We start from the raw sequence: 12,001 nt of genomic DNA, 5'->3' as shown, positions 1-12,001 counted from the left end.
GGCCGTTTTAGGCGAAACAGGCAGTTAACATGGCGACATAACAGGGCCACCCTGGCACCAGGAGGAAGAAGTTATGCACCGAATCGTCATAGTGGGCGGAGGCGCCGGAGGGCTGGCGCTGGCCACGCAACTGGGCAAACGCCTGGGCAAAAAGGGCCTGGCCGAGGTCACCCTGGTCGACGCCGCCCGCACCCATGTCTGGAAACCGCTGCTGCACCAGCTGGCCGCAGGCAGTTTTGACACCCACGCCGAAGAAATTGAATACCTCGCACAGGCCCGCTGGAACCATTTCAAGTTCCGCCTGGGGAGCCTGACCGGCGTGGACCGCCAGAACAAAACCCTGCAGCTGGCCGCCAGCCATGACGAAGCCGGCCGCGAGATCACACCGGCCCAGCAACTGGCCTACGACACACTGGTGATTGCCGTGGGCAGCCAGACCAACGACTTCGGCACACCCGGTGCGGCCGAACACACCATCAAGCTGGACAGCCCGCAAGCTGCCAAGCGCTTTAACGACCGCCTGATCAACGCCTGCATTCGCGCGCAAACCGTGCCGCGCGTGGCGGGTAGCGGCCGTCTGACGGTGGCGATCGTGGGCGGCGGCGCCACCGGGGTGGAGCTGGCCGCCGAGCTGCATGCCGCAGCACGGGTGCTGGCCAACTACGGCTTTGATCACATCCACCCCGAAAAAGACCTGCAGATCGTGCTCGTCGAAGCCGCACCGCGCCTGCTGGCCCAGTTGCCCGAGCGACTGAGCGAATCGGCCATGCGCGAGCTGCGCAAGCTGGCCATCGAAGTGCACACCAATGAAAAGGTGGTGGAAGTCACGGCCGACAGCCTGAAGATGGCCAGCGGCAAGGTCATTTCATCGAGCATCACGGTGTGGGCCGCCGGCGTAAAAGCCTCCGACTTTCTGCGGACCCTGGGCGATGGCAACCCGCTGGAAACCAACAGGCTCAACCAGCTGGTGGTGAACGGAAACCTGCAAAGCACGGGCGACGCAAACATCTATGCCTTTGGCGACTGCGCGGCATGCCAGCAACCCGACGGCACCTGGGTACCGCCGCGAGCCCAGGCCGCCTACCAGCAGGCCATGTACCTGACGCGCTCGCTCTCCGACCTGATCGCCGGCAAGCCGGTGGCGCCCTTCGTCTTCAAAGACCAGGGTTCGCTGGTGTCACTGTCGGAATACTCCTCCGTCGGCAGCCTGATGGGCAGCCTCACCAAGGGCAGCTTCTTTATTGAAGGCCAGCTGGCCAAGTTCATGTACTGGGGCCTGCACAAGCAGCACCAGCTGGCGCTGGGCGGCTTCAAGAAAACCGCGCTGATCACCCTGTCTGAAATGCTGGACCGGACCTATCGCCCGCGCATCAAGTTGCATTGATAATCGGGGCATCACCCTCGCAATTTTTATCAACTTCACTCAACCCAACGGAGAAAACCATGGCAAAAGGACAGCAAAACAACAACAAGATGGTCAAGAAGCCGAAGAAGGACACCTCACCACCCAAGACGGTGTCTCCCGACGCGGTGCGCCCGACCATCGTGACGCAGGTACCACTGCGCGGCAAGCTGAAGAACAAATAAAGCCTTGATGGCCGGCTCTGGCGATTCGCCTGAAAATTTGCGGGAAGAAGTCCCGGCTGCTGCTACCGCACAGCCGGGCAATCCGCTGCACGGCGTCAAACTGGAAACGATCGTCACTGCGCTGTCTGATCACTACGGCTGGCAAGAGCTCGGCCAGCGCATCAACATCCGCTGCTTCACCAGCGATCCCAGCGTGGCGTCCAGCCTGAAATTTTTGCGCAAGACGCCCTGGGCGCGCGAGAAGGTTGAAAGCCTTTACCTATTCATGCTGCGGGAAGTCAAGCGCAGCAGCCCGCCGGTTCACAACTTCCCGCCGCCTAAAGCCAAGCACCAGCCCTAGAGGGGATTGGCGAACAGGAGCATCATGGCGATGCCCACACCGATCAGGAAGTTGGCATCGATCAGGCCGGCCAGCAGAAACATCTTGACCTGCAGCGGCTCCATCATTTCGGGCTGGCGCACGGCACCTTCCAGAAATCGCCCGCCCATCGCCCCTATGCCCAGGCAGGCGCCAATGGCGCCCAGGCCGATGATCAATCCACATGCAATGGCAATGGCACCTGCGTCAGTCATGATGTCTTCTCCTTGGTTAAAAACTTTTCGTTGACTGAATCATGAAGGCCGAGTCGCCGCAGAACAATTACCCCGCAGGTAATGTCATCGACATTCCAGGTGTGAGGCTGCTACACGCCGATGAGTTCCTGCTGGTGCTGGACAAGCCTTCAGGACTGCTCTCAGTGCCGGGACGCGGCGAAGACAAGCAGGACTGCCTGAGCGCCCGCGTGCAGACCGCCTTTCCAGACGCCCTGATCGTGCACCGGCTGGACCAGGCCACCTCCGGCCTGATGCTGATGGCGCGCGGCGCGGCCATGCAGCGGGCGCTGAGCCGATCGTTTGAAACGCGTGAGGTTGGCAAGCGTTACGTGGCGGTGGTTAGCGGCCGCTTGCCCGCACCGAGTGAGCCGAATGCCCCAGACAGCTGGGGCCTGATCGACCTGCCCATCATCGTGGACTGGCCACGCCGGCCGCTGCGCATCATCGACGGTGAACGCGGCAAACCCAGCCAGACCCGCTGGCGCGTGCTGGCGCATGACACGGCGGCTAACACCACGCGCGTAGAACTCGAACCTGTCACCGGCCGGTCGCATCAATTGCGCGTGCATCTAAAAGCGCTGGGCCATCCGATTTTGGGCGACGCGCTGTACGCCTCTGAAACGGTACAGGCGGCCGCGCCCCGGCTGTTGCTGCACGCCGCAGCGCTGCAGTTCATGCACCCGGCCAGTGGGCAGGCGATGGCATTTGAAAGCAAGCCCGACTTTTAGACCGCGAGCAGTTCCATGGTACCGGCGCTACCATGCAGCCATGACACAAACCACTCACCTCACCCTCATCACAGGCGCCTCGCGCGGCATGGGCTTTTCCATGGCACGCCAGCTGCTCACCGCCGGCCACACGGTGCTTGGCATTTCGCGCACGGCGGTGCCCGAGCTGGAAGAACATGCGCAGCATGTCGGCGCTACGGTGCTGCAATGGACGCATGACCTGGCGGACAGCGGCTCACTGAATGAGAAGCTGGAAAGCTGGCTCAAGGATTCACATGCCAAGAAACCCTGGACCAGCGTCACGCTGATCAACAACGCGGGTGTGATTCCGCAGATCGGCTCGCTGGACCAGATTGGCGAAGCCGACCTGGCAAGGGCGCTGCGTGTGGGGCTGGAAGCACCGATGCAAATCACCGCCGCGTTCCTGCGCGCCACCGACAGCTGGCAGGCGCCGCGCAAGGTGCTCAATATTTCGTCAGGCCTGGGGCGCCGCGCCATGGCTTCGCAAGCGGCCTACTGTGCCGCCAAAGCCGGCATGGACCATTTCACCCGCTGCCTGGCACTGGAAGAAGCCCTGAAGCCCCATGGCGCCAAAGTCTGCTCACTCGCGCCGGGCGTGATCGACACCGGCATGCAGGAGCAGCTGCGCACAGCCGACCCCAAGGCCTTTCCGGATCGTGAGTCGTTTGTGGGTTTGAAAACCGGCGGCGTGTTGACATCGCCCGAAGATGCCGCTGCGCGAATCCTCGCTTTCCTGGCACGGCCAGATTTCGGCGCCAATCCAGTAGCTGACGCGAGGGACTGACCACTCCCACTGGTTACCAAAGAACTCTTCAACCAAGCAGGAGCCGCGGAACCGGCTTTGCCGGGCCGCTGGCTTCGCCCCCTGCAAGGGGGGAGCAGGCTACACGAAGTGAGCCTGAACGGGGGTGTTAATAGACCTCCGGCACCACAATGTTTTGTGGGACCGGAGTACGCACATAGTCCTCATGGCGCACCCGTTCGGGCAGCACGATGGGCGGGTGCGGGGTTTCCTGGTAGGGCATCTGCTGCAGCAGGTGGTGGATGCAGTTCAGGCGGGCTTTTTTCTTGTCGTCCGCCTGCACCACCCACCATGGGGCCTCGGGGATGTGGGTGCGGTCCAGCATGATTTCCTTGGCCTTGGTGTACTCCTCCCAGCGGCGGCGTGACTCCAGGTCCATGGGGCTGAGCTTCCATTGCTTGAGCGGGTCGTGGATGCGACCGAGAAAGCGCAGGTGCTGCTCTTCGTCGGAGATGGAGAACCAGTACTTGATGAGCTGTATGCCCGAACGCACCAGCATCTTTTCAAACTCCGGCACAGTACGGAAAAATTCCTCGTACTGGTCGTCAGTGCAAAAGCCCATGACGCGTTCCACGCCGGCGCGGTTGTACCAGCTGCGGTCAAACAGCACGATCTCTCCGGCTGCCGGCAAATGGGACACATAACGCTGGAAGTACCACTGCGTACGCTCGCGGTCGTTCGGGGCCGGCAATGCCGCCACACGGCAGACGCGCGGATTAAGCCGCTGGGTGATGCGTTTGATCACGCCGCCCTTGCCGGCGGCATCGCGTCCTTCAAACAAAATCACCACCTTGTGGCCGGTGCTGACCACCCAGTCCTGCAGCTTCACGAGTTCGGCCTGCAGGCGGAACAGCTCACGGAAGTACTGGCGGCGGTCTTCTTTTTCCTGTGCCGCGTCCCTGGGGCTGCGGGCAGGTTGCTCTTCCCCGATAAGCTCGGCCACGGTGCGGTCTTCAATCTCCATCTCCAGCTCTTCGTCGTAGCTGTCGATCAGGTCATTGCGGATCCGCCGCATTAATTCTTCGTCGCTTGAACTCAAGGTTCTCTCCTGCACAACCGGAAATCGGTCAACACCCCAGCGTACCCGCGGCACATGGCAGTTTGATGAAACAGCCGAAAACCGTTGGCCATATCACCGGACTTTCAAGCCGCCCTGCAGGGCAGGAACGATATCAACCCCGTTTTTCGCTTCCATTTTGATAGCTGCTTGCGCACGTCCCTATTGGGTTTCAAGGCAGTTTTCCTTAAAAATCAGGAACTCCCATGACGTGATCAGCTTTTCTTGAGGATCTGGTAAATCTCGTCCTTGACCTTGAGCCGCCGCTTTTTCAGGTCTTCCAGCGCCTCGTCCGTGATGACACCCACGCCCTGCTCATACTTTGCAATCGCGTGGTTATCCTCGTCGTAGCGCGCAAAGAGCTCAGCAAAGTGTGGGTCAGACACCTTGAGGCTGCGCATCTTCTGCAGGTATTCCGGAAATTCATGTGCAATGTCGTGATTCAGAAGGTCCATAAAAACTCCTTTTGTGTAGCGTCACGCCGTCGGGAAACGAACAGCTGTTCAGTCGCGCACCACCAGCACAGGCAGGTGCGCGTGGGAAAGCACCTGGGCGGTGACACTGCCCAGCACCAGTTTTTCAAGCCCGCGGCGGCCGTGGGAACCCATGACGATCAGGTCGGCATCGACTGCTTCGGCGGTGTCGAGGATGCCGCGATAGATGGCATGGCCTTCCACCACCGAGCCGGTAGCGGTGATACCCGCCTCCTGGAAGGCCTGTTTGGCTGCAGTGATGGCCTCATTGGCTTCGGCCGTGGCAGCGCTCAGGTATTCGGCCTGCCCATAGGCAAAGTCGGCGCCCACCCCGGTAAAAGCATAAGGGTCTATGACGTAAACGACGGTCACCTCGCTCTTGAAAGCCTGGGCCACTGCCAATGCATTGCCGATCGCCTTGCGCGCGGTGGAAGAGCCGTCTACAGGAACCAGAATGTGCTTGTACATGATGGAATCTCCTTGAGCCAGGAATGGATTCTGCGGCCGGCGCCCTTCGCGGGTCAATGCCGGCCAGCGCAGGGCCGCTACGGCCCGCCATGCATCAGTTATAGGGTATTGGGCGACAGGCCGCCGTCAGACAAGGCGCCGAAACCGCAGCACTGCGCTGCACGGACGTCACTGCCCCGCGGCATTCATTCAGGTTTGATATTGGCCGATTTGGCCAGTTGCGCATAACGCGCCAGGTCCACCTTGATCAGCCTGGCAAGCGCGGCGCCGTCGCCGCTCAGGGGCTCCACGCCTGCCCCTGAAAGGTTTTCCCTCACAGCGGCTTCGGCCAGTACTTTTTGAACGTCCGCGTAAATTTTGGCAACCACCTCGGGCGGCATTTTGGCCGGGCCCATCAGCGCATACCAGATGGAAAAGTCCAGAGGCTTCAGGCCCTGCTCTTCAAAGGTCGGCACCTGGGGCATCAGGTCGTAGCGCGTGGCGGTTGACACGCCAATGCCGTTGAGCTTGCCGGTCTTGATGTGCGGCGCAGCAAGGTTGGCGCTGAGGATGGCCAGTTGCACCTGCCCGCCCACCACGTCGGTCAGCGCAGGGGCACAGCCCTTGTAGCCGACATGGGTAGCACTGACACCAGACTTTTGCTTGACCAGTTCCATCACGAAATGCTGCGGTGTGCCGACGCCGCAAGAGCCGTAGCTCAGCGCCGCCGGATTGGCTTTGGAATAGGCGACCAGTTCCTGAATCGTCTTGATGTTGGTGCTCTGGTGCGACACCAGCGCGATCGGTGTGAGGCCCAGCAGCATGATGGGCGTCAGGTCCTTCTCGGGGTCGTAGTTGAGCTTGCCGTTCACGGCCGGGTTGACCACCATGGTGCTGTTTTGCAGCAGCAGCGTGTAGCCGTCTGCCGGCGCCTTGACCACGGCTTCCGTGCCGATATTGCCGGAGGCACCCGCACGGTTGTCTACCGCAATGCCCTGCCCCCACAGGGTCTGCAGGCGTGCGCCGATCTGGCGCGCCAGGATGTCGGAGCCGCCGCCGGTGCCATAAGGAACAATGATGCGCACGGGGCGTGATGGATAGGCTTGCGCCAGCGCCTGCGTTGCTGTCATGGAGGTCAGTGACATCAAGGTGACCAGGGCCAGGAGCTTTGGAAATTTCATGATTCGCCTTTTTCGTTTGTCCGGGCTGTTTATTCAATAGCGCCGATACGGCGGCTCCACAATTCCCACGGCCGCATGACTTGGCCCTCATTCGTCGCCATGGCCAGGTCCGCTTCTTCGGACGTCAGGAATTCGATCGGGCCCAGGGCCGATGCGGTTAGCTGCAGCTTGGCATTTTCTTCGGCATAGACCGCCCGGTAAACCGCGCGCTCCAGCGAAGGCGCCACTACGGTCGAACCGTGGCCACGCATCAGCACGCAGGTGTGCTGGCCCAGTGCCCTGGCGAGGTCTTTGCCCAGCCCCATGTCGCGGATCAGCAGGTCGGTGTTGCCGTTGGACTCGCGGATTTCATACAGCGACGAGCCGCTGCCCAAAAAACCGCTCATGTGGAATATGGGGCGCAGGCGCTGGCCGGTCACGCCGAAAGGAATCACGCTGGGGGAATGGCTGTGCACCACCGCCATCACGTCGGGCCGCGCGCGAAAGATTTCGCCGTGAATGAAACGTTCAAGGTAGGACCGCAGCGTGGACTCACCCACCAGGTCGCCATTGAGGTCGTAAGTCAGGATGTCAGCTTTTTTGACCAGCCCGGGCGCACGGTTGCAGGACAGCAGAAAATGTTCAGGTGACTTGTCGTGGCGCACGCTCACATGGCCAAAGCCATCTACCACCCCCTGGTCGTACAGGATGCGGTTGGCCATCACGAGTTTTTCGACCAGCGCTGGATCGGGCGCGGAAAGCGTCATGAAGTCTCCTTATTGGCAACGGCCCGGAAGGGTCATTTTTAATAAGCATGCATATTACATGGCAAATTTTCCAGGCAAACGCTGAAGATTCAGGGTAAACCCGCCCTCTTCGGGCATTCATCGGCCCCTCCGGCAGCCGCCACCTCAGGCTGGCGCGTCAGGGCTCGATCTTCACGCCTTTCCAGAACGCAATATGGCCCTTGATGTTGTCGGCTTCGGGCTTGGGATCGGGGTAATACCAGGCGGCATCGGTATTCATTTCACCGTTGACCAGCAACGAGTAGTAACTGGCCTGCCCTTTCCATGAGCACATGGTGTGGTGGTTGCTGAAGGTCACGTAGTCGCGGTTGAGCGCGCTTTCGGGGAAATAGTGGTTGCCTTCCACCACCACGGTGTCGTCGCTTTGCGCAATCACTGCGCCGTTCCAGATGGCTTTCATGGGTCTTTCTTTCTGTTCGATGTGGATGTTGAGGCGGGGTGGAGGTCGATCGGCTGATCGGGAATTTGGAAGAAACAGGGCTCCATGCTAACCCTCCGCACAGCCCTTGCCCGGCCCGGGGGATTTATGAAGCGGCCAAAAAAAAGCGCCAGTGACAAACACCAGCGCTTTTTGTTGTGCCCCCTCTTCATGCCAGCATGAGCCCCGGAACCGGCTTTGCCGGGCCGTAGGGCGGGCGGCCCCCTCGGGGGGCAGGAAGCTACACGAAGTGAGCGACCGTGGGGGCCATTTTTTAGGCCAGACGGAGATTCTTGCCTTCAACAATCACCTTCGAACCCACTGCCACAGCGCTGGAAAGCTCCATGTTGCGCACGGTGCCATCGTCCATGCGCACGCGCACTTCGTACACGGTGACCTTCTTCATGTTTTTCTCGATCTGGTTGCCGGCAAATGCGCCGCCTGCAACACCCAGCACGGTCATGGCGGTTTTGCCATTGCCGCCACCCATCTGGTTACCGACAAGGCCGCCGACAACGCCGCCGGCCACTGTGCCAAGTCCGATGGTGGTGTTGCCCACATCCACGCCATTCACCTTGCCCTGGCGTTGGACGGGGGTCACAGCTTCGACGGTGCCGCAGGTTGCGCAGACATTGGCGCGCGGCGAGGCTTGCGCGACCACGACCGGGCTGGTGTGCGGCTTGGCGGGCTGCGTGTGTTTGGACGTATCCGCCGCCAGCTTGGAAGTCTGGGCGGGTTCATTGACCGCGGCCGATCCACCCGGCTGCGCGTCGGACCGGTTGACGACCAGCGCGGCGGCCAGCGCCATCACGGTCACGCCGAGCACGGCAACGATGGCGACAAGCGCCTTGCTGTGCTGCAGGCGCTGCGAGAAGCCCGGCTGGTGGGCAGGCTGAGGTTGAACGGCGGGTTGGTTAACTTGGTTGTTGGTGTCCATGATGGAACTCCTGTGTGTGAGCCCCGGTTGTAACAACACCGACGGATACATCCTGTAGGACGAAGTGACATTCGTAAGGAAAGCTTTCCGCGTTCAGGTGAAAGTGTGCGCTTTTCCGCACTTCAGCACGCGTTCACACTGCCCTCATACAGCCTTCACCCAAGCTTTACACGTCTTTTTAGACGCCCCCATGGGGATGGGTCGGGTCCACCCACAGCACTGTGTCCGGCTTTTCCACCGGATCGATATCGAGGTTGATAGCAACCGCTTCGCCATCACTGCGGCACAGCACGCACTCCAGCACCTCGGTCGGGCTGGCGTTGATTTCCTGGTGCGGCACGTAAGGCGGCACATAGATGAAGTCGCCCGGACCGGCCTCGGCGGTGAACTCCAGGTGGTCGCCCCAGCGCATGCGGGCTCTACCCCGAATGACATAGATCACGCTCTCCAGGTGGCCGTGGTGATGCGCGCCGGTCTTGGCGTCAGCGTGGATGGTCACTGTGCCGGCCCACAGCTTTTGTGCGCCCACGCGGGCAAAGTTGATGGCGGCCCGCCTGTCCATGCCCGGTGTCTGTGCCGTGTTGCTGTCCAGCTGATTGCCGGCGATCACGCGCACGCCGTCGTGCTTCCACGGCGGGTCGGCTTCTCCATGCGCATGGGGATGCTTGTGTCCGGGACCGTGGGAATGATCGTGGTCGTGAGGATGATGCGGAAGCGTGGGGTCATTGCTCATGCTGTCAGCGTACACCAGCGCCGTGCATTCAGTCCAGCACAACGGCCTCCCGCACTGCGCAGCGATGCCGCGTCCGCTGAGCAACCTTACTTGTAGCGTTCCCGCGCCAGCGCCGCACCTGCGCCCAGCGCCTGCAACTTCTTCAGCGCCACTTCGCGGTCCATGGGCGCCAGGCCGCAATTGGTGCAGGGAATCAATCGGTTCCTGGGCACATATTTGAGCGCCTGGCCGATGGTGTCGGCCACCTGCTCGGGTGTTTCAATCTCCTCGCTGGCGACGTCGATCACGCCGACCATCACGTCCTTGCCCTCAAGCAGCGCCATCAGGTACGGCGGCACGTGGGAGTGGTAGCACTCCAGGCTGACCTGGCGGATGGTGCTTTTGGCGAGCGCCGGAAACACGGTTTCGTACTGCCGCCATTCCTCGCCCAGGGTTTCCTTCCAGTCGGTGTTGGCCTTGATGCCGTAGCCGTAGCAAATGTGCACGGCGGTCGTGCAGGTCAGATCCTGCGCCGCGCGCTCCAGCGCCCTCACGCCCCAGTCGGCGGCTTCCTTCATGTAGACATTGAAGGCGGGTTCGTCGAACTGAATGATGTCCACTCCGTCGGCCTGCAGCGCCAGCGCTTCCTGGTTCAGCAGTTCGGCAAACGCCATCGCCATCTTGACCTTGTCGCCGTAGAACTGGTCGGCCACGGTGTCGACAATCGTCATCGGGCCAGGCAAGGTGAATTTGATTTTTTTGGTGGTGTGTGCGCGCAGCAGCCGTGCTTCAGCAGCATGCACCCGGCCCTTGAGCTTGAGCTGGGACACCACCTGCGGCACCATCGCGTCATAGCGGTTGTCGCGTATGCCCATCTTGACCTTGTGCTCGAAGTCGATACCTTCAACCTGCTCCAGAAAACCGTGCACAAAGTGCTGGCGCGACTGCTCGCCGTCACCAATCACGTCCAGGCCCGCGTCTTCCTGCACCTTGATCCACAGCAGCGTGGCGTCGGCCTTGGCCTGCTTGAGTTCTTCGCCTTCACTTTTCCACTGAGGCCAGAGTTTTTGGGTTTCCGACAGCCAGCCGGGTTTGGGCAGGCTGCCGGCGATGGCGGCGCTAAAGAGCGGAGTGGCAGGAGGCGTTTGCATGGGGTGGTCCTTGTCTCAATATTTGTTCAATGCTTTTTTTTGGTGGCCGGTTTCAAACTCAGAAAAACTCCCGCGCCAGCAGTTCATAGGAGCGCCTGCGGGCGGCGGGGTCATGCGTCCAGGTGATCACGACCAGCTCGTCAACCCCCAGTGTATGGGCCAGCGCCCTTAATTTAGCGGCTACTTGCGGGCCGCTGCCGACCAGCGCATTGGCCCTGAGCCTGTCGGCCTCCATCTGCTCGACCGGCGTATATGGCCGCTGCGCCACCTCTTCGGGCGAGGGCAGAGCCGCCAGTGCACCTCGGTTACGGTCTATCTTCCAGCGCTCGCGGCCCGAGAAGTGGTGCCAGGCCTCGGCCTCGGTGTCAGCCGCCAGCGCCCACACGCAGAGCACCGCCTGCGGCGTGGGGTGGCGCGGACTGGGCCGGTAGGTCGAGCGGTAAATCTCCAGCGCCTGCTCCACACCCTGCCCGTCAGTGATGAAGTAAGCAAACGCATACGGCAAGCCGTAGTGTGCGGCCAGCTGCGCGCCGTAGTCGGAGCTGCCCAGCATCCACATCTCCGGCGTGGTCGGGCCCATGGGGTTGGCCGTCACACCACGGCCCGGGTGGCCTTTGGGCAGGTCAACGCCCGCCAGCCAGGCCTGCAGCTCGCGCACCTGAATGGGAAAGTTCTCGGCCGACTGGCGCGGGTCGCTGCTGAGCAGGCGCGCCGTGCGCATGTCCGAGCCCGGCGCGCGGCCCACACCCAGATCGATGCGGCCGGGGGCGATAGCTTCCAGCACCCGAAACTGCTCGGCCACCTTGAGTGCCGCATAGTGCGGCAGCATGACACCGGCACTGCCCACACGGATGCGGCTGGTGGTGGCCGCGATGGCCGCCATCAAGACTTCGGGGGCCGAGCCGACGATGCTGGGGTGACTGTGGTGTTCGCTGACCCAAAAGCGCTTGTAGCCCAGCGCTTCGCAATGGCGGGCCAGCTGCAGGGTTTCACGGATGGAGGCGTCTTCCGTACGGCCGGTGACGGCGACGGACTGGTCGAGAACGGAGAGGCTGGTGCGATGTTGCATGCTAGCTGGGACAAATAAAAACGATGGATTTTGGGTCAG

At 61.7% G+C, this 12,001-nt stretch carries 16 protein-coding genes; 5 read left to right on the top strand and 11 right to left on the bottom strand.

The window, feature by feature from the left end; genetic code table 11:
* Positions 1–73 precede the first annotated feature (73 nt).
* From AC1DY9_RS08950 to AC1DY9_RS08940, 3 genes are read left to right on the top strand one after another with little or no spacing between them, the layout of a single operon-like run.
* Entirely contained in the window at positions 74–1,384 is a 1,311-nt protein-coding gene (locus AC1DY9_RS08950; RefSeq protein ID WP_477666318.1) for an NAD(P)/FAD-dependent oxidoreductase, read from the top strand.
* Positions 1,385–1,443: 59 nt separating this feature from the next.
* Positions 1,444–1,587, top strand: coding sequence for a hypothetical protein (locus tag AC1DY9_RS08945; RefSeq protein ID WP_164483755.1), 144 nt, complete (start codon positions 1,444–1,446; stop codon positions 1,585–1,587).
* Between the two features lie 7 nt (positions 1,588–1,594).
* On the top strand, positions 1,595–1,927 hold the full coding sequence (locus AC1DY9_RS08940; RefSeq protein WP_477666399.1) for a VF530 family protein: 333 nt from the start codon (positions 1,595–1,597) through the stop codon (positions 1,925–1,927).
* Here the strand turns inward: AC1DY9_RS08940 and atpE are convergent.
* Positions 1,924–2,160 carry a F0F1 ATP synthase subunit C gene (gene atpE / locus AC1DY9_RS08935; protein ID WP_007868318.1) on the bottom strand — a complete coding sequence of 79 codons (237 nt, stop codon included), beginning with the start codon at positions 2,158–2,160 and terminating at the stop codon, positions 1,924–1,926. The two genes, AC1DY9_RS08940 and atpE, sit on opposite strands and share 4 nt — an antisense overlap.
* 41 nt (positions 2,161–2,201) lie before the next feature.
* Between atpE and AC1DY9_RS08930 the strand changes: the two genes are divergently transcribed.
* Together AC1DY9_RS08930 and AC1DY9_RS08925 are read left to right on the top strand one after the other, a co-directional pair.
* The gene (locus AC1DY9_RS08930; RefSeq protein WP_457279212.1) at positions 2,202–2,909 is read left to right on the top strand and encodes a pseudouridine synthase; all 708 of its coding nucleotides are present in this window, start codon (positions 2,202–2,204) and stop codon (positions 2,907–2,909) included.
* Between the two features lie 40 nt (positions 2,910–2,949).
* Positions 2,950–3,714 (top strand): SDR family NAD(P)-dependent oxidoreductase, encoded by a 765-nt coding sequence (locus AC1DY9_RS08925; protein ID WP_477666317.1) that lies wholly within the window; start codon positions 2,950–2,952, stop codon positions 3,712–3,714.
* Positions 3,715–3,841: 127 nt separating this feature from the next.
* On the opposite strand, the gene ppk2 is transcribed toward AC1DY9_RS08925, so the two are convergent.
* The 10 genes from ppk2 to AC1DY9_RS08875 form a co-directional block, all read right to left on the bottom strand.
* Positions 3,842–4,747 (bottom strand): polyphosphate kinase 2, encoded by a 906-nt coding sequence (ppk2, locus tag AC1DY9_RS08920; protein WP_477666398.1) that lies wholly within the window; start codon positions 4,745–4,747, stop codon positions 3,842–3,844.
* A gap of 257 nt (positions 4,748–5,004) precedes the next feature.
* On the bottom strand, positions 5,005–5,244 hold the full coding sequence (locus AC1DY9_RS08915; protein ID WP_457279214.1) for an HP1242/YdcH family protein: 240 nt from the start codon (positions 5,242–5,244) through the stop codon (positions 5,005–5,007).
* A gap of 48 nt (positions 5,245–5,292) precedes the next feature.
* Positions 5,293–5,730 carry a universal stress protein gene (locus AC1DY9_RS08910; protein WP_457279215.1) on the bottom strand — a complete coding sequence of 146 codons (438 nt, stop codon included), beginning with the start codon at positions 5,728–5,730 and terminating at the stop codon, positions 5,293–5,295.
* Positions 5,731–5,915: 185 nt separating this feature from the next.
* On the bottom strand, positions 5,916–6,890 hold the full coding sequence (locus AC1DY9_RS08905; protein ID WP_477666316.1) for a Bug family tripartite tricarboxylate transporter substrate binding protein: 975 nt from the start codon (positions 6,888–6,890) through the stop codon (positions 5,916–5,918).
* Between the two features lie 29 nt (positions 6,891–6,919).
* Positions 6,920–7,636 (bottom strand): class II aldolase/adducin family protein, encoded by a 717-nt coding sequence (locus tag AC1DY9_RS08900; protein ID WP_457279217.1) that lies wholly within the window; start codon positions 7,634–7,636, stop codon positions 6,920–6,922.
* Between the two features lie 157 nt (positions 7,637–7,793).
* Positions 7,794–8,075: a DUF427 domain-containing protein gene (locus AC1DY9_RS08895; protein ID WP_348047097.1), complete on the bottom strand. Its 282-nt coding sequence runs from the start codon at positions 8,073–8,075 to the stop codon at positions 7,794–7,796.
* 292 nt (positions 8,076–8,367) lie between these two features.
* The gene (locus AC1DY9_RS08890; RefSeq protein ID WP_457279218.1) at positions 8,368–9,030 is read right to left on the bottom strand and encodes a glycine zipper 2TM domain-containing protein; all 663 of its coding nucleotides are present in this window, start codon (positions 9,028–9,030) and stop codon (positions 8,368–8,370) included.
* 178 nt (positions 9,031–9,208) lie between these two features.
* Positions 9,209–9,763 (bottom strand): cupin domain-containing protein, encoded by a 555-nt coding sequence (locus AC1DY9_RS08885; protein ID WP_457279219.1) that lies wholly within the window; start codon positions 9,761–9,763, stop codon positions 9,209–9,211.
* An 86-nt stretch (positions 9,764–9,849) separates the two neighbouring features.
* Positions 9,850–10,893 (bottom strand): methionine synthase, encoded by a 1,044-nt coding sequence (locus AC1DY9_RS08880; protein WP_477666315.1) that lies wholly within the window; start codon positions 10,891–10,893, stop codon positions 9,850–9,852.
* 58 nt (positions 10,894–10,951) lie between these two features.
* Positions 10,952–11,962, bottom strand: a complete 1,011-nt coding sequence (locus AC1DY9_RS08875) for an LLM class flavin-dependent oxidoreductase (protein ID WP_477666314.1) — start codon at positions 11,960–11,962, stop codon at positions 10,952–10,954.
* Positions 11,963–12,001: the final 39 nt, after the last annotated feature.

This window comes from Polaromonas sp. P1_F6, from assembly GCF_056405695.1.
This window is presented reverse-complemented; position numbering and strand designations above follow the sequence as displayed.